The organism is Streptomyces sp. M2CJ-2 (assembly GCF_016757295.1).
GTDB lineage: Bacteria > Actinomycetota > Actinomycetes > Streptomycetales > Streptomycetaceae > Streptomyces.
This window is the reverse complement of sequence record NZ_JAESIF010000043.1, coordinates 42,457-59,596: the sequence shown is the minus strand read 5'-3', so window position 1 is coordinate 59,596 and position 17,140 is coordinate 42,457. Positions and strand designations below refer to the sequence as shown.

General features: G+C 71.2%; 16 protein-coding genes. 13 read left to right on the top strand and 3 right to left on the bottom strand.

Annotated elements, in window-relative coordinates; translation table 11 throughout:
• The first annotated feature begins 87 nt into the window (after positions 1–87).
• From JL475_RS26725 to JL475_RS26690, 8 genes are all read left to right on the top strand, one after another.
• Positions 88–732 carry an HAD family phosphatase gene (locus tag JL475_RS26725; protein WP_202280492.1) on the top strand — a complete coding sequence of 215 codons (645 nt, stop codon included), beginning with the start codon at positions 88–90 and terminating at the stop codon, positions 730–732.
• 66 nt (positions 733–798) lie between these two features.
• On the top strand, positions 799–2,058 hold the full coding sequence (locus JL475_RS26720) for an MFS transporter (RefSeq protein ID WP_202280491.1): 1,260 nt from the start codon (positions 799–801) through the stop codon (positions 2,056–2,058).
• Positions 2,009–3,181 (top strand): acetoin utilization protein AcuC, encoded by a 1,173-nt coding sequence (locus tag JL475_RS26715; RefSeq protein ID WP_202280490.1) that lies wholly within the window; start codon positions 2,009–2,011, stop codon positions 3,179–3,181. Before JL475_RS26720 ends, JL475_RS26715 begins: the two co-directional genes overlap by 50 nt.
• Positions 3,182–3,306: 125 nt before the next feature.
• A complete protein-coding gene (locus JL475_RS26710; RefSeq protein WP_307825170.1) occupies positions 3,307–4,158 on the top strand; it encodes a phosphatase in 852 nt (283 codons plus the stop codon).
• A 129-nt stretch (positions 4,159–4,287) separates the two neighbouring features.
• Complete coding sequence (locus JL475_RS26705; protein WP_157842153.1) at positions 4,288–4,500, top strand: helix-turn-helix domain-containing protein; 213 nt, start codon at positions 4,288–4,290, stop codon at positions 4,498–4,500.
• Between the two features lie 155 nt (positions 4,501–4,655).
• Positions 4,656–4,754 carry an AURKAIP1/COX24 domain-containing protein gene (locus JL475_RS26700; RefSeq protein ID WP_003948845.1) on the top strand — a complete coding sequence of 33 codons (99 nt, stop codon included), beginning with the start codon at positions 4,656–4,658 and terminating at the stop codon, positions 4,752–4,754.
• A gap of 186 nt (positions 4,755–4,940) precedes the next feature.
• The gene (locus JL475_RS26695) at positions 4,941–6,005 is read left to right on the top strand and encodes an NAD-dependent epimerase/dehydratase family protein (RefSeq protein ID WP_202280489.1); all 1,065 of its coding nucleotides are present in this window, start codon (positions 4,941–4,943) and stop codon (positions 6,003–6,005) included.
• Between the two features lie 14 nt (positions 6,006–6,019).
• Positions 6,020–7,159 (top strand): lysophospholipid acyltransferase family protein, encoded by a 1,140-nt coding sequence (locus JL475_RS26690; RefSeq protein WP_202280488.1) that lies wholly within the window; start codon positions 6,020–6,022, stop codon positions 7,157–7,159.
• Between the two features lie 114 nt (positions 7,160–7,273).
• Here the strand turns inward: JL475_RS26690 and JL475_RS26685 are convergent, their stop codons facing one another.
• The 3 genes from JL475_RS26685 to JL475_RS26675 all read right to left on the bottom strand — a co-directional run bounded on the left by JL475_RS26685 (position 7,274) and on the right by JL475_RS26675 (position 10,954).
• Positions 7,274–8,521, bottom strand: a complete 1,248-nt coding sequence (locus JL475_RS26685) for a DUF5667 domain-containing protein (RefSeq protein ID WP_202280487.1) — start codon at positions 8,519–8,521, stop codon at positions 7,274–7,276.
• Between the two features lie 253 nt (positions 8,522–8,774).
• Complete coding sequence (locus tag JL475_RS26680) at positions 8,775–9,584, bottom strand: ECF subfamily RNA polymerase sigma factor, BldN family (protein WP_202280486.1); 810 nt, start codon at positions 9,582–9,584, stop codon at positions 8,775–8,777.
• Between the two features lie 458 nt (positions 9,585–10,042).
• Positions 10,043–10,954 carry an HAD family phosphatase gene (locus tag JL475_RS26675; protein WP_202280485.1) on the bottom strand — a complete coding sequence of 304 codons (912 nt, stop codon included), beginning with the start codon at positions 10,952–10,954 and terminating at the stop codon, positions 10,043–10,045.
• 198 nt (positions 10,955–11,152) lie between these two features.
• Between JL475_RS26675 and JL475_RS26670 the strand changes: the two genes are divergently transcribed.
• From JL475_RS26670 to JL475_RS26650, 5 genes are all read left to right on the top strand, one after another.
• Positions 11,153–11,431, top strand: coding sequence for a glutaredoxin family protein (locus JL475_RS26670; RefSeq protein WP_202280484.1), 279 nt, complete (start codon positions 11,153–11,155; stop codon positions 11,429–11,431).
• A 339-nt stretch (positions 11,432–11,770) separates the two neighbouring features.
• Positions 11,771–12,571, top strand: coding sequence for a redox-sensing transcriptional repressor Rex (locus tag JL475_RS26665; RefSeq protein WP_202280483.1), 801 nt, complete (start codon positions 11,771–11,773; stop codon positions 12,569–12,571).
• Positions 12,568–14,379: a glutamyl-tRNA reductase gene (locus JL475_RS26660; protein WP_202280482.1), complete on the top strand. Its 1,812-nt coding sequence runs from the start codon at positions 12,568–12,570 to the stop codon at positions 14,377–14,379. Before JL475_RS26665 ends, JL475_RS26660 begins: the two co-directional genes overlap by 4 nt.
• On the top strand, positions 14,376–15,335 hold the full coding sequence (gene hemC, locus JL475_RS26655; protein WP_109377610.1) for a hydroxymethylbilane synthase: 960 nt from the start codon (positions 14,376–14,378) through the stop codon (positions 15,333–15,335). Before JL475_RS26660 ends, hemC begins: the two co-directional genes overlap by 4 nt.
• The gene (locus tag JL475_RS26650) at positions 15,332–17,047 is read left to right on the top strand and encodes a bifunctional uroporphyrinogen-III C-methyltransferase/uroporphyrinogen-III synthase (protein ID WP_202280481.1); all 1,716 of its coding nucleotides are present in this window, start codon (positions 15,332–15,334) and stop codon (positions 17,045–17,047) included. Before hemC ends, JL475_RS26650 begins: the two co-directional genes overlap by 4 nt.
• Positions 17,048–17,140: the final 93 nt, after the last annotated feature.

Genomic DNA, 17,140 nt, shown 5'->3' with positions numbered 1-17,140 from the left:
TGTGGGAGAGTAGGACGCCGCCGAACAAATCGTGGGAAAGCCCCGCACCGATATGGTGCGGGGCTTTCTGCATTTAGGGTCGAGGTCATGCACTATGACCTGGTCATTTTTGACAACGACGGTGTCCTCGTCGACAGCGAGCCCATTTCCAACCGGCTGCTGGCCGGCTGTCTCACCGCGCTGGGGCATCCGACGTCGTACGAGGACTCCATCCGTGACTACATGGGATCCGCCATGCATCGGGTGCACGACCTGGTGGAGGAGAGGACCGGACAGCGGTTGCCGGCCGACTTCGACGATGTGTTCCATGCCCGTGTCTTCGCCGCGTTCGAGCGGGAGTTGAAGCCGATCACCGGTGCCGTGGAGGTACTGGAGCGGCTGGCCGCCGACGGTGTGCCGTACTGTGTCGCCTCGTCCGGGAGCCATGAGCGGATCCGTGTGGGGCACCGCACGACCGGGCTGGACCGGTGGTTCGACGACGAGCGGATCTTCAGCTCGCAGGATGTGGGACGGGGCAAGCCGGCACCGGACCTCTTCCTGCACGCGGCCGAGCGGATGGGGGTCGCACCGGAGCGGTGTGTCGTGGTCGAGGACAGCCCTCTTGGCGTACAGGCGGCGGTCGCCGCCGGGATGGACGTGTACGGGTTCGCCTCGATGACGCCGGCCGAGAGGCTCGCCGGGGCCACTCGACTCTTCGCCGACATGCGGGAGTTGACGGAACTGCTCCGCTGAAATCGAGCGGGATGCATCTTTGGCCGGACCTACCCACCAGTACACCGGGGCCCTACGCTCGCCGCCATGACTGATGTGCTGCGGCGCGGCAGGGCCTCGTTGGCGTTCGGCTTCCTCGTACAGGGTGTCGCCTTCGCTCTGCTCGTGACGCGGATTCCGGCCATCCAGGACCGGTACGGGGTCTCCGACGCGTTGCTGCCGGTTTTTCTCGCCGCGGTGCCCGTCCTGGCCGGTATCGGGAGTGTGACGACGGAGCGGCTGGTGCGGCGGGTGCCGGCGAGCCGGGTGCTGCGGTGGTCGCAGCCGGTCGTGCTGCTGGCGCTGCTCGGGGTCGGGGCCGGGGAGCAACTGGCCGGGCTGGCTGTGTCGCTGGCCGCGTTCGGGTTGGCGGTGGGGGCGCTGGACGCCTCGATGAACATGCTGGGGGTGAGTCTGCAGCGGGCGTACGGGCGCAGCATCATGCTGAGCTTCCATGCCGCCTACAGCCTGGGCGGGATCGCCGGGGCGTCGCTCGCGTGGATGGGGGCGCACTGGCAGTTGGCGCTGTGGGTGTCGTATCTGCCGGTCGTGCTGGTGCTGATGCCGGCGGTGTTGGTCGGGAGCCGGTGGTACGTCGACGGTGAGGGCGGTGGGGGCGGCGAGGTCGACGTGCCCGAGGCGGAGGCGGCGGTGGGGGCCGGGGGCGCGGGCGGGGCCGTCACCTTCAAGCTGCTGTTGCCGCTGTGTGTGGTGATGACGGTGGCGTACATCGGGGACTCGACGGTCTCGAACTGGAGCGCGAAGTACCTCCAGGACGTGTTGGGGAGTTCGGAGCAGTCGGCGACCGTTCCGTACAACGTCTACATGGTCACCACGCTGCTGGGGCGGACACTCGGCGACTTCGGGGTGCGGCGGTTCGGGGCCGTGGTGGTGGTGCGGGCCGGGGCGCTGTCGGCGGCGGCGGGGTTCGCCGTGGTGGCCGGGGCGCCCGGGGCGTGGGTGGGGATGCTGGGGTTCACACTGCTGGGGCTGGGGCTCTGTGTGCTGGTGCCGCAGACCTTCGCGGCGGCGGGGCGGCGCGCTTTCGCGCAGGGAGGCCCGAGGGCCTCGGATGCGGCCGTGGCACGCCTCAACGTCTTCAACTATGTGGGGTTCCTGATCGGTTCCCCGCTGGTCGGGGCGCTCGGGGATGCCTGGAGTTATCGCGGGGCGATGTCGGTGCCGATGGTGTTGGTGCTGGTGACATTGGTGTACGCCAGGTCGTTCGCGCCCGAACCCGACCGGTACGGTGGCGGGCATGAGCGGCCGCACGCAGCTGATGTGGGACGAGGCAGTAACGGGCTATGACTTCGGCCGGGACCATCCGATGGACCCGGTGCGGCTCGCGCTGACCCGGAGCCTGGTGGGTGCGTTCGGGCTGGACCGCGAGGTGGCGGTGGTCGCCGCGAAGACGGCCGGGGACTCGACGCTGCGGCTGGTGCACCGTGAGGACTACATCCGCGCGGTGCGGGCGGCCTCGGCGGACCCGGGGGCGGCGGACCCGTCGTACGGGCTGGGGACGATGGACGATCCCGCCTTCACCGGGATGCACGAGGTGTCGGCGCTGATCGCGGGACAGTCGGTGGGCGCGGCGGAGGCGGTGTGGCGCGGGGACGCGCTGCACGCGGTGAACTTCGCCGGCGGACTGCACCACGCGATGCCGGGGGCGGCCTCGGGTTTCTGCGTGTACAACGACGCCGCGCTGGCCATCGCCCGGCTGCTGGAACTGGGGGCCGAGCGCGTCGCGTACGTGGACGTCGACGTGCATCACGGGGACGGCGTGCAGGCGGCGTTCTGGGAGGACCCGCGGGTGCTGACGGTGTCGTTGCACGAGCATCCCCGGACGCTGTTCCCGCAGACCGGCTGGCCGGAGGAGACGGGGGCGGACAGCGCGGAGGGCAGCGCGGTCAATGTGGCCCTGCCGGCCGGGACCGGGGACGCCGGGTGGCTGCGGGCGTTCCACGCCGTGGTGCCGGAGCTGCTCGAGGACTTCCGGCCGCAGGTGCTGGTGACCCAGCACGGCGCCGACACGCACTTCGAGGATCCGCTGGCGCATCTGGCGGTGTCGCTGGACGCACAGCGCGCGGTGCAGGTGGCGTGCCACGAGCTGGCGCACGAGCACGCCGACGGGCGCTGGGTGGCCCTGGGCGGCGGCGGGTACGCGGTGGTGGAGGTCGTGCCGCGGTCCTGGACCCATCTGGTGGCGATCGCGGCCGAGCGACCGATGGACCCGGCGACGGTGATCCCCGAGAGCTGGCGGCAGGAGGTGTACGCCCGGACCCGGCAACTGGGTCCGGCGCGGATGACCGACGGCCGGTGGCCCGTGTCCTGGGCGCCCTGGGAGGCCGGCTACGACCCGGCGGACCGGCTGGACCAGGCGGTACTGGCGGCCCGCCGAGCGGCGTTCCCGCTGCGGGGGCTGCTGGCGTGAACGGGGCGGAGCCGGGCTCCGCGGCCTGGCTCCGAAGCGGATCCCGCTCGGGGCTCTTACGCCGACCGTGCGGTGTTTCCCGTTTCCCGGGGCGCCCGGGCTCCGGGTCGCGCACCATCGCTCCCGTGCCGACCACCACCGACCTCATCGACCCCATCGACTTCGCCGATCGCGCCGACCTCCGCAGGCATCTGCTGGCCGCCGGGCTGGCCGGGATCGTGGCCACCACGCGGGAGGAGAGCCTGCGGAGTTACCGGCTGTTCGCCGCCCGGGATCCACGCCTGCTGATCGGCCTGGACCCGGAACGGGTGTGGAGCCAGCGGGAATTGATCGAGTTGATGGCGGACAGGTGTGGTGTTTCGGCCGATCCTCACCACGTTTCCGGGCATGATGTGATCGACCCGGAGCGGACCCTGGCGGCCCTGGACGTCTGTGCGGAGCGTCTCGCGGTCGCCGCCCGAAGCGGTGTGCCCGTGCTGCTCGGCACCGGCCACCCGCACCGGCTGCTCGGTTTCTACGCCGCTCTGGCAGACGCCCTGTCGGCGGCGGGATGTGACGTCCTCACCCCGGCGCGGGGTCGCTCTGTCGACATAACGACCCGGTTCGGTCTACGCACGCACCGCCTCGACTACGTCCGGGGAGTCGCGCTCGTCCGGGGCGCGGATCCCGAACACCCCGGTGGTGAGCCCGGCGCACACACGCACTCCCCGCTCCCGGTTCGGACCGCGCTCGCCGGGGCCGCCGAGGCCGGCGGGCCGCTTCCCGGGCTGGTGATCGGAGACCACGGCTGGGCCTGCGGGGCAGGTCAGCTGGGGTTCGAGGTCATCGCGCTGGCCGATGTGAACGACCCCGCCCCGTTCGTGGGGGAGGCCGAGGGGTGTGTGTCGGTGGTGGTTCCACTTGATGACGGCGTGCGGTCCGATCACTATGCGCCGCTGAGCCGCTACGTACTCAATCGGGCCCGTCTGTCACAGTAGGCCGCCGATGGGTACACCTCTTCCCCACTCGCATCACCCGCCCCTACATTGGGGAGTGAGCACGCAACGACGAAGAGTCACCGGAAGGGGAAGCCGGTGGCCGTCGAGTGCGGAAGGTTCAGGTGTGTCATGGCTGCAGCTGGCGAAAGGCCTCTGAACGAGGTTCAGTTCCTTACCGTGGCGGAGGTCGCCTCGGTGATGCGAGTGTCGAAGATGACCGTGTACCGGCTGGTGCACAGCGGTCATCTGCCCGCGATCCGGGTGGGGCGGTCCTTCCGCGTCCCGGAGCAAGCGGTTCACGAGTACCTCCGCGAGAGCTATGTGGGGGTGGACACCGCCTGACGGCGAACCGGGGAGGACCCGTACGGGACACTCGCGGGCCTCCCTGATCTCCTCGATTACGACCTCAGCGCTCGGGCGGGTAGGCTGGCCCCTCGTAGGTCGTGTGGGCCCATGGCGCCCAAACACCGAGTGATGAGAAGTGAGCGAGGGTAGTCGTGGGCTCTGTTATCAAGAAGCGGCGCAAGCGGATGGCCAAGAAGAAGCACCGCAAGCTGCTCAAGCGCACGCGCGTTCAGCGTCGCAACAAGAAGTAAGCGACGTCGCGGAAGCGTGTCCAGTGGCCCCCCACCGGTGAGGTGGGGGGCCGCTGTCTTTACGTCTGGCCGGGTCTGTTCGCCTCTCCCCGGTCGTCGTCACTTCAGGTATCGAGTGGGTACCACAGAGCGACCTCGACCCGTTAGGTTGGCGGGCAGGACGTAGGCAAGAGGAAGGCGCTGGTCTTGGGAAAGGTCGTGCTCGTGACGGGAGTGGCCCGCCCTTTGGGGGGCCGTTTCGTCCGACGGATCCAGCGTGACCCGGATGTGGAACGGGTCGTCGCCGTGGACGCGGTCCGGCCCGCGCACCATCTGGGCGATGCCGACTTCGTCCAGGCCGACATCCGGCAGCCCACCGTCGCGCGTGTGCTCGCGGAGGCCGGCGCCGACACCGTCGTGCACCTGGACGTCACGGGCACGCCGCTCGGCAGCGGCAGCAGCCGGACGGCGCTCAAGGAGACCAACGTCATCGGCACCATGCAGCTGCTCGGCGCCTGTCAGAAGTCCCCGCGCGTCGAACGTCTGGTGGTGAAGTCCAGTACGAACGTCTACGGCTCCGCGCCCCGCGACCCGGCGGTCTTCACCGAGACGACTTCGCCCAAGTCCCTGCCCAGCGGCGGGTTCGCGAAGGACGCGGTCGAGGTCGAGGGTTATGTGCGGGGCTTCGCGCGCCGCCGCCCGGACGTCGCCGTGTGCGTGCTCAGGTTCGCCAACATCCTGGGCCCCGCCGCGGACAGCCCGCTCGCCTCGTACTTCTCGCTGCCGGCCCTGCCGACCGTGTTCGGCTACGACCCGCGGCTGCAGTTCGTGCACGAGGACGATGTGCTCGAGGTGCTGCGCCTGGCCGCGCGCGAGCCCCGGCGCTCCACGCTCAACAGCGGCACCTTCAACATCGCCGGCGATGGTGTCCTGCTGCTGTCCCAGTGCGCGCGGCGGCTCGGCCGGCCCACCGTGCCGCTGCTGCTCCCGGCGGTCACCTGGGCGGGCTCGCTGGTGCGTACGCTGGGGATGTCGGACTTCTCACCGGAGCAGATCCGGCTGCTCACACACGGCCGGGTGGTGGCGACGGACCAGATGCGCGAGACACTGGGTTTCACACCGAAGTACACGACTGCAGAAACGTTCACGGACTTCGTGCGCAGCCGTGGCCCCGGACTGCTTCCGCCGGAGGTCCTCGCGAGGACCGTCGACCGGATCGCCGCACTGCCCCTGCCGGGCAGCGGTCACCCCCCGAAGCAGAGCGCCAACTGAGGAGCGCAGCAACGATGGCGGACGCCAAGGTCATTCCGTTCGACGACGACCGTTCCCGCGGGGGTGCGGGGGGCACAGGCGGTGCCGGGGACGCGGCGCAGCGCCCGTCGCGCCGCCGTGGCGCGGGCAGCCGACGCAAGGGCGCCGGGGCCGCCTCGATGGGCGAGGTCCAGCCCCTGCCGGGCCGGGCGTCCGCGAAGGACGACGCTCCTATGCCCGGCGAACACCGTGAACCCCGCGAACACCGGCCCCGGGAGCCGGTCACCGGCGGCGGTGACGCGGGCGACGGCGCACGCCCGGACACAGGCGACGGAGGCGACCTGGACCGGCGTGTCGCCAGTGGCCTGGCCTTCCTGCGCCGCCGGCTCACGGGGGACTACGCGGTCGACGACTTCGGCTACGACGAGGAACTCACCGACCAGGTTCTGATGTCGCTGCTGCGTCCGGTGTACGAGAAGTACTTCCGGGTCGAGGTGAAGGGCATCGAGAACATCCCCTCGGAGGGCGGCGCCCTGATCGTCGCCAACCACTCCGGGACGTTGCCGATGGACGGTCTGATGATGCAGGTCGCCGTCCACGACAGCCACCCGGCCGACCGGCATCTGCGGCTGCTCGCGGCGGACCTGGTGTTCATGCTGCCGGTGGTCAACGAACTCGCCCGCAAGCTCGGCCACACCCTGGCCTGTGCCGAGGACGCGGCACGGCTGCTGGAGCAGGGGGAGCTGGTCGGGGTGATGCCGGAGGGCTTCAAGGGCCTCGGCAAGCCCTTCGCCGACCGTTACAAGCTCCAGCGCTTCGGGCGCGGCGGTTTCGTGTCCACGGCGCTGCGCGCGCGGACGCCGATCATCCCGTGCTCGATCGTCGGGGCGGAGGAGATCTACCCGATGATCGGCAACGGCCGGACCATCGCCCGGCTGCTCGGCCTGCCGTACTTCCCGCTGACACCGACCTTCCCGTGGCTCGGCCCGCTCGGCGCGATCCCGCTGCCGACGAAGTGGACGATCCAGTTCGGCGAGCCGATCCACACGGAGAACTATCCGCCGGAGGCGGCCGAGGACCCGATGCTGATGTTCAACCTGACCGACCAGGTCCGGGAGCAGATCCAGCACACCCTCTACAAGCTGCTGGTCCAGCGGAGGTCGGTGTTCTTCTAGAGAGCGGACGGACGTGCGTACGCGGATGGACGTGCGTACGTGGTCGGGGGCCCTTGTCGCAAGGGGCCCCCGACCACGTACGGCCTGCCGCTCAGTCCGCTGCGGTCGACGGTCCTAGTCGACGGTCTCGCCGTCGATGCCCAACCCCGGGAGCAGGCCCGGCAGGAGGGGCGGGAGGGTGACGTCGGGCCGGGCGGGCGAGGTGGTGCCGCCGGTGGACGGCGGTGTGGTGCTGACGCCGGTCTCCTCCGGCGGGTCGAGCAGCCCGCCGCTGCTGCCGCCGAGCAGGCTGTCGCTCTCGTCTTCGGAGTCGGCTGACCTGCTGGGGTCGCTGCTGCTGGTGCTGTCCTGGTCGGGGCTGTCGGTGCCGGTGCCGGGCGCCTGGGAACGGTCGGCACCGGACGGGGCGCCGGGTGTGGCCCCGGAGTCGTCCTGCGTCTCGCCGTTGTCGCCGCTGTCCCGGGCCGGTGGGCGGGGGAGCAGGGACTGCAGCGGGGCGACGTCCTCGTCTATGGCGTCGAACACCGACGACACCTGCTCGCTGACGTCCCCGAGCTGCGCGGGCAGTCTGTCGCGCAGGGAGCCCCAGGTCTGCCGGTGCGAGTGGGAGAAGGAGGAGAGGGCCTGCATGGGACCCAGGGAGTCCGGGTCGAGGCGGTACGCCTCGCGCAGCAGCCGATGGCCCTCGGACGCGTCGTGCCGCATGCCGGACAGGGCGCGGCGGATCTCGCCGACCGATTCGTGGTCCAGGGAGCCGCTGCGTTCGCGCTCCATCAGTCGGCGGGCCTCGCTGAGCCGGGTGGAGGCGTGGTCGAGGAGGACGCGGCCACGCTCGTCGTTGCCGTCGGCCAGGCCGAGCTTGACGTCCTCTATGCCGCGCTTGAGGCCGTAGAGCGAGTCACCGGGCAGGGCGTCGGAGCTGGCGGCGGAGACTCCGCCGAGGGCGCCGGCGGCCACGGTGATGCCGAGCCCGCCCGCGGTGAGCCCCTTGGCCAGCCGTGAGCGCGGTCTCAGCTTCCCCAGGGGGGTCGCCCGGTGAGCACCCCGGGCGCGGTGTGAACGCTGTTCGGGCGCGGACGTATCCGCTGCCTCGCCCGCGGCGCTGCCTTCCTGGAGCATGGCCTCGAAGGCGGCCACCAGTCGGGCCCGCTGGACGACCTTCACCTCGGGATCCAGCTCCGGCTTGGGCAGCGCGCCGAGACCGGCGGCGAGCGTGAGCAGCCGCTCCTGTTCCGTCTCCGCGGCGGCCGGTCCCGGTGCCGATCCTTCGGGCTGCTCGGCCGCTGTGACCCGGTCGGACTGCTCCTCCAGGGCCTGGGCGAAGGCGTTCGCCCGCCGGTGCGCCGATACCTTCGCGATCACTGGCGGCACCTCCTCTCGTCATGACGATCGACTCCCCAGGGGGTCCTGAGGGTTCCGCTCCCCGACCATGTCCACACGATCGAGTGATCGGAGTCGGTGGGGGAGCGACCACAGGGAGCCTGTATCCCGCACAACGAGCGGCGCGGTACTTGGGTTACGCGTGCCGGAGGATCGGTTGGGGGAGTCAACGGGGTATCACTGAAGGTGAGTTGGCTGTCACGGAAGGTGCTTCGTCGATGCGGGTCCGTTCCGCTCAGCGCGCGTCCTCCGGGAGGAGCCGGGCGAGGGTGCGGACGGCCCGGTACTGGAGGGTCTTGATCGCCCCCTCGTTCTTTCCCATCACGCGGGCGGTCTCCGCGACGGAGAGGCCCTGGAGAAATCGGAGCGTGACGCATTCGCGCTGTTGGGGGTTGAGTCGTCGTACGGCATCGAGGAGGGCGGCGTTGGAGAGGTATTCGAGGACGGAGTCCTCCGGGGAGCGTTCGACCTCGTTGGCGTCGAGCATCTCCCCGGTGGTGACCTCGAGGCGGAAGCGGCTGGACTTGAAGTGGTCGGCGACCAGGTTGCGGGCGATGGTGACGAGCCAGGCGCCGAAGTCGCGCCCCTGCCAGGTGAAGGTGCCGATGCGGCGGAGCGCCCGCAGGAAGGTCTCGCTGGTGAGGTCCTCGGCGGTCGCCTTGTTGCCCACGCGGTAGTAGATGTAGCGGTACACGGTGTCGCTGTACTGGTCGTAGAGCCGTCCGAAGGCGTCGGCCTCGCCGGCCTGGGCGCGCTCCACGAGGTCCATCATCCGGGCGCTGTCGCTGTCCGCGGCGGGACGGCGCGCGGTGGCCGCGCCGGACGAGCGTCCGCGCCCGGCCACCGCGGCGCTGTCGTCGGTGAGGGCGTAGCTGGGGCCGACGGGCGGGTCGGCGAGTGCGTAGCAGGGGCCGACGGTGGCGGTGGCGAAAGCGGGGACGGCGTACGCGGTGGGGACGAAGCCGCGCAACAACTCCCGGGCCGTGACGACTGCGGTGCGCAGTGCGGTCAGGCCCGAGTCGTCAACCCCGACGTGTGGGTACACGGGACTCCCAGAGGCAGAGCTTCCATCACGTGCAGTACGGGCCGTTCACCCGTCGTAGCGACGGAGGGGTGCCCGAATGCGTCTGAGGAGAATAACGCTTCGTGCAGGCACTGCTACACCGGGTTGCTCAAATCACCGATTACGTCGCTTCCGTGGCCTGTTGACGCACATTCAAGTAACCGATGTTGACCGAATGCTGACTGAAAAGCTTCGCTTCCCGGTTCGGTACGGGGCATGTTGTGGCCGTGTGCAGCCAAGAGGACTGGGCAGCGAGGTTCCGGGGTACAGCAGCTGGATTGGCCGGGTTGCGGGCGGGGCGCCACTTTTGTTCCCCACTGATCAGGCCTGCGGCCGTACGGGTGTCCGTCGCCGCCGAGTTGACCGGTCACCCGGTGCGCGCGGGAGCACCGCCGGGCTCGGAGTGGCCGGGAGCACCGCCGGGCTCGGGGCGGCCGGGCTCAGCGCCGGCGGCGGTGCATCGCGATGGCCGCCGCCGTGCCGCCGGCCACCGCGCCCACACCCGCGGCCGCCGGGATGCCGACCTTCGCCGCCTTGCGGCCCGTCCGGTAGTCGCGCAGGCGCCAGTCCATCGCGCGGGCGTGCTTGCGCAGCTTGGAGTCCGGGTTGATCGCGTACGGGTGCCCGACCAGCGAGAGCATCGGGATGTCGTTGTGCGAGTCGCTGTACGCGGCGCAGTGGTCCAGGTCCAGGTTCTCCGCCGCCGCCAGCGCGCGCACCGCCTCCGCCTTCGCCGGGCCGTGCAGCGGCTCGCCCACGAGTTTGCCGGTGTACACGCCGCCGATGGACTCGGCCACCGTCCCCAGCGCCCCGGTCAGGCCCAGGCGCCGCGCGATCACCTGGGCGATCTCCACCGGCGCCGCCGTGACCAGCCACACCCGCTGCCCGGCGTCCAGGTGCGCCTGGGCCAGTGCCCGCGTACCCGGCCAGATCCGCCCGGCCATGTACTCGTCGTAGATCTCCTCGCCGATGGACTTCAGCTCGGAGACCCGGTGGCCCTTGACGATGGAGAGCGCCGAGTCGCGCGCGTCCTGCATGTGCTCGGGATCCTCGACGCCGGCCAGCCGGAACCACGTCTGCTGCCACGCGAACCGCGCGAGGTCGCGCGTCTCGAAGAACTTCCGCTTGTACAGGCCCCGCCCGAAGTGGAACAGGGCCGCGCCCTGCATCACCGTGTTGTCCAGGTCGAAGAACGCGGCGGCCCGGTCGTCGCCGTGAACCGGGAACTCCGGTTCACGGGCGGAAACCTCCTGAGTGGATTTGCGGGCAGCCTCCGCCGAGGCCTCGCCTGCCAACACGCTCCGCGCCGTGGCGGAGCGCCTACGGGGGGTGAGCCATCCGAGAGCGGCCATGGCGTTGAGCATAACCAGTCCGGTCGACGGTTCCGGACCCGAGAGGTTTGGACACCGTGAACTCTGCACGTCCGTGTCGTTGAAGTACCCCTCCCGGCGGACGGGACCGGCCCTGGGCGGTCCGCGGCGCGGGCCCCGCGCCGCACTCGGCGTCACAGTGGCCGCAGAGGGGTTCCCCTGCACCGCCGCAGGGTGAGAATGGCTGGCATGAGTCCGCTCTTTCGCCGTAAAGCCCCGCAGGATCGCCTCGTCACCCTCATCCGCAAGCCCGGCTGTCACCTGTGCGACGACGCGCAGGCCGTGGTGGAGAAGGTGTGCGGTGATCTCGGGGTCGCGTGGGAGGGCAAGGACATCACCGAGGACCCGGAACTGCACGAGCGGTACTGGGAGCAGATTCCCGTCGTTCTCGTCGACGGCCGCCAGCACACGTTCTGGCGCGTCGACGAGGGCCGCCTTCGTAAGGCCCTGACCGGCTGACCGGCTGACCGGCCGGCCGGGGGTGGCCAGGACCACTGATCGACAACTGACCGACCAGTCCAAATTGGCGGAAAAGTCGCTTAGAATCGATGGCGGCTTGGTCTCGGGGGCGGGATACACAGAGGAGGGTGTGCTGTTTTGCCCCCAGAACAAAGGGAGCGATGGTGCTCGTGCGCCGGTTCCATGTGGCTGTGCCGGGGACGCGTGACCCCGGTCACGTTGGGTGGGCAAATCGGACACCATCTTTGTGCACGCGTTCACAAAGACATAGCCTGCACTCGACGGGGCGGTCCGGGGACGTATGACCGCCTGAAGCCCCGCTCTACCCGCAGGAGCACCGTGGCAACTGGCCGATCTCACCGACCGGCGACCCGTAGCCGAGGGATTCCCGAGGCCACCGTCGCCAGGCTTCCGCTGTACCTCCGCGCCCTCACCGCGCTCTCCGAGCGCTCGGTGCCCACAGTCTCCTCGGAGGAGCTGGCGGCGGCCGCGGGCGTCAATTCCGCGAAGCTTCGTAAGGACTTCTCCTACCTGGGTTCCTACGGGACCCGGGGCGTGGGCTACGACGTCGAGTATCTCGTGTACCAGATCTCGCGTGAACTCGGCCTCACCCAGGACTGGCCGGTTGTGATCGTCGGTATCGGTAACCTCGGTGCCGCGCTCGCCAACTACGGCGGGTTCGCCTCCCGCGGTTTCCGGGTCGCCGCGCTCATAGACGCCGACCCCGCGATGGCCGGAAAGCCCGTCGCCGGCATCCCGGTGCAGCACACCGACCAGCTCGAGGAGATCGTCCGGGGCGAGGGCGTGTCGATCGGCGTGATCGCGACCCCCGCCGGTGCCGCCCAGCAGGTCTGCGACCGGCTGGTGGCCGCCGGTGTCACCTCCATCCTGAACTTCGCGCCGACCGTGCTGTCCGTCCCGGACGGTGTCGACGTGCGCAAGGTGGACCTCTCCATCGAGCTGCAGATCCTCGCCTTCCACGAGCAGCGCAAGGCCGGCGAGGTGGCCGCCGGGACCGTCGTCCCGCCTGACGGTTCCCGCCCGGAGCCCGTCGCCGCGCGCCGGGCATCCGCCGGCGGACAGGAGTCCGCCGCGGACCAGGGGCCCGACGGGGACGTACCCGCGGTGATGCCGACATGAGCCTCCTCGTCGTCGGACTGAGCCACCGCAGCGCGCCGGTCAGCGTGTTGGACCGGGCCTCGCTGAGCGTGGACGCGCAGGTCAAGCTGCTGCAGGACACGGTCGCCGCCGAACCGGCCACCGAGGCCGCGGTGCTCGCCACCTGTAACCGCATCGAGCTGTACGCCGACGTGGACAAGTTCCACGCCGGTGTCGCCGAGCTGTCCACGCTGCTGGCCCAGCACAGCGGGGTCGGCCTGGAGGAGCTCACGCCCTACCTCTATGTGCACTACGAGGACCGCGCCGTCCACCACATGTTCTCGGTGGCCTGCGGACTGGACTCGATGGTGGTGGGCGAGGGGCAGGTCCTCGGCCAGATCAAGGACGCCCTGGCGCGTGCGCAGGAACTGCACACCGCCGGGCGGCTGATGAACGACGTGTTCCAGCAGTCGCTCCGGGTGGGCAAGCGCGCCCACACGGAGACCGACATCGACCGCGCCGGGCAGTCCCTGGTCACCTTCGGCCTGGAGCAGCTGGCCGCCGGCTCGCCCGTCGACAGCTGGGCGCGGGGCAAGAGGGCACTGGTCATCGGTGCCGGATCGATGTCCTCGCTGGCCGCGGCCACGCTCGCGCGGGCCGGTGTCGCCGAGATCGTGATCGCCAACCGCACCGCCGACCGCGCCGAGCGCCTCGTGCAGATCCTCACTGAGGCCGCGAACGCCGAGAACGCCGAGAACACGGGCTTGTCGGCCCGCGCGATACCGATGGGGTCGGTGGCGGACGAACTGACACGTGCAGACGTCGTCGTCTCCTGCACCGGCGCGACCGGCCTCGTCCTCACGGCCGACGCGATCGCCGCCGGTGTCGAGGGCCGCGTCGGACAGCAGCCGGAGACGGTACGCGCCGGAGCCACCCCCGGGACCGTCGGAGCCACGGAGGCGTCGGCGCACGACGTGCGCAAGGCGCCGACCGCGCGGACGACGCCCCTGCCCCCCGCCCCCATGGCCGCCACCAGCACCGACGAGGACTACCCGCTGGACCTGGCCTCCGTACCGCCCGGTTTCTCCGTGATGGGCGAGGCTGCCGTCGCCGGTATGGACGCGGCGACGCTGGAGCAGCACGCGGCATGGACCGTGAGCGGCACCGTCGACCGCCGCCAGGGCGGCCGACGCGGTGCCGAGGTGGACACCGAACTGATCGGCGCGCTGGCCGCGACCGCGGCGAGCGCCGGCCGGATCCCCGAGCGGCGCCGTCCGGAGCCGGTGGTCGAGCCGCCGCGCCCGGAGCCCGTGCTCTTCCTGCTGGACCTCGCGATGCCGCGCGACATCGACGCGGCCACGCACCGCATCCCCGGGGTGCGGCTGGTCGACATCGAGGCGCTCGCGGAGGCGTCGGCGGACGCTCCGATGGCTGCCGACGTGGACCAGGTCCGGCGTATCGTTTCCGACGAGGTCGCGGCATTCGGGGCGGCACAGCGGGCCGCGCACATCACGCCGACCGTGGTCGCCCTGCGCACCATGGCCGCGGACGTGGTGGCCGGTGAGATGGCCCGCCTGGAAGGGCGGCTGCCCGGCCTGGACGACAAGCACCGTGCGGAGATCACCCAGACCGTGCGGCGGGTGGTCGACAAGCTGCTGCACTCGCCGACCGTGCGGGTCAAGCAGCTCGCGGCCGAACCCGGCGGCGCCGGCTACGCGGACGCGCTGCGCACCCTGTTCGACCTCGACCCGGAGACGGTGGCCTCCGTCTCCCGCGCCGGGGAAAGCACCGAGAAGAACGCGAAGACCGCAGAGAACGCGGCCGACGCAGAAAACCGAGGGCCGGCATGACTGAGAAGGCACTGAGGCTCGGGACCAGGCGGAGCAAGCTCGCCATGTCCCAGTCCGGGCAGGTGGCGGATGCCGTGAGCCAGGTGACCGGACGGCCTGTCGAGCTCGTTCCGATCACCACGTACGGCGACACGTCACGCGAGCATCTCTCGCAGATCGGCGGCACGGGCGTCTTCGTGGCCGCGCTGCGCGAGGCACTGGTGCGCGGCGAGGTGGACTTCGCGGTGCACTCGCTGAAGGACCTGCCGACCGCACCGCACGACGAGCTGGTCCTGGCCGCCGTACCGGAGCGCGAGGACCCGCGGGACGTGATCATCGCGCGTGACGCGCTCAAGTTCACCGACCTGCCGCGCGGCGCCCGCATCGGCACCGGTTCGGCGCGTCGCATGGCCCAGCTGAACGCGTACGCACGCGGCCACGGCATGGAGATCACGACCGTGCCGATCCGCGGCAACGTCGACACCCGGATCGGGTACGTCAAGAGCGGTGAGCTGGACGCCGTCGTGCTGGCCGCCGCAGGGATGAACCGGGTCGGCCGCAGCGACGAGGTGACCGACTTCCTGTCGGTCGACACGATTTTGCCCGCTCCCGGCCAGGGGGCCCTGGCGGTCGAGTGCACCGTGCGCAACACGGAGCTGACCGCCGCGCTCGCCGAACTCGACGACCCGTTCACCCGGGCCGCCGTGACGGCGGAGCGGTCACTGCTCGCCGCCCTGGAGGCCGGCTGCACCGCCCCTGTGGGGGCGCTGGCCGACCTTTTGGCCGACGGGCCGATTGTCAAGGAAATGCGCCTGCGGGGTGTCGTCGGCACGACCGACGGCACCACGCTGGTGCAGCTGTCCACCACCGGTCCCGTGCCCGAGACGCATGAGGCGGCGATGGCGCTCGGTCGCGAACTCGCCACCGAGATGCTCGCGCAGGGCGCGGCCGGTCTGATGGGGGAGCGAGCACATTGAGCCCCACCACCCTTCCACCCCCTCCGGAACACGGGCACGTCACCTTCCTCGGTGCCGGACCCGGGGATCCGGGACTGCTCACTCTGCGCGCCGTGGAGGCGCTGGCGAACGCGGACGTTCTCGTCGCCGAGCACGATGTGCTCGACGTCGTACGCCGGCACGCCAGGCAGGGCGTGGCCGAAGTGCCGACGGACACGGACGCGGCGGGTTCCTCCGCGCCGTCCGCTCCGGGCACAGGCACGCCTCAACTGAAGGTTGTTGACAGCACGTCAACAACCGTCGGCGCCCCCGCGGTGCGGGATGCCGCACATCTTGTCATGGAGGCCGCGCGGGGCGGCAGGCGGGTCGTGCGTGCGGTGTCCGGTGATCCCGGCCTCGACGCGTACACCGCCGAGGAGATGCTGGCGTGCGCGGCGGCCGGGGTGACCTTCGAGGTCGTCCCCGGTATCGCTGCCGCGGTCGGCGTGCCCGCGTACGCCGGTGTGCCGCTGCGGGACGCCGAGGGCGCGGACGTGCGGTTCGTGGACGCGCGTACCGCGTCGGACCGGTGCTGGACCGAGGTCGGGGCGTCGGACGGCACGGTGGTCGTCTCCGCCACGCTCGACTCGGTGGCCGCCGCGGCGGGCGAACTGGTGTCCGCCGGTCGCAAGCCCGACACACCCCTGACGGTGACCGTCGCCGGTACGACGACCCGGCAGCGGACCTGGACGGCGACGCTCGGCACGATCGCGCAGACGCTGAAGCAGGCGAAGGCGCTGCCGTCGCCCGACGGCGGCCGGCCGGTGATAGCCGTGGTCGGTGAGCGTTCCGCCCCCGCCCAGCGCGACCGGCTCGCGTGGTTCGAGTCCAAGCCGATGTTCGGCTGGAAGGTGCTCGTGCCGCGTACCAGGGAGCAGGCGGCGTCGCTCTCCGACCAGCTGCGGTCCTACGGCGCGGTGCCGCACGAGGTGCCGACCATCGCCGTCGAGCCCCCGCGCACCCCGCAGCAGATGGAGCGCGCGGTCAAGGGCCTGGTGACGGGCCGCTACGAGTGGATCGCCTTCACCTCCGTCAACGCGGTCAAGGCGGTGCGGGAGAAGTTCGAGGAGTACGGCCTCGACGCCCGCGCCTTCGCCGGGATCAAGGTCGCCGCGGTCGGCGACCAGACCGCCAAGGCGCTGATCGACTTCGGCGTGCGGCCGGACCTGCTCCCGAGCGGTGAGCAGTCGGCCCGCGGGCTGGTGGAGGACTGGCCGCCGTACGACCCGGTCTTCGACCCGATCGACAGGGTGTTCCTGCCCCGCGCGGACATCGCCACCGAGACGCTGGTGGCGGGTCTCATCGACCTGGGCTGGGAGGTCGACGACGTCACGGCGTACCGGACCGTGCGCGCCTCGCCGCCGCCCGCGGAGACGCGGGAGGCCATCAAGGGCGGCGGCTTCGACGCGGTGCTCTTCACCTCGTCGTCGACGGTCCGGAACCTGGTCGGCATCGCGGGCAAGCCGCACAACGTGACGGTCATCGCCTGCATCGGTCCGGCGACGGCGAAGACGGCCGAGGAGCACGGGCTGCGCGTCGACGTCATGGCCCCGGAGCCGTCGGTGCACAAGCTGGCGGCGGCCCTGGCGGACTTCGGTGCGCGGCGCCGGCTGGCGGCGATCGAGGCGGGCGACCCGGTCACCCGGCCGAGCGAACGCCGCCCGGGAGCCCGGAGACGCCGGTCGACGACGTGAGGCCGTGCGGCGGCGTCAGGTAGGACGCGTGAGGTGGTGGCGGGGCGCGCCGTGGGCTGCGCACCGCCACCGCGCGTTGCGGCCGGGCCCGGC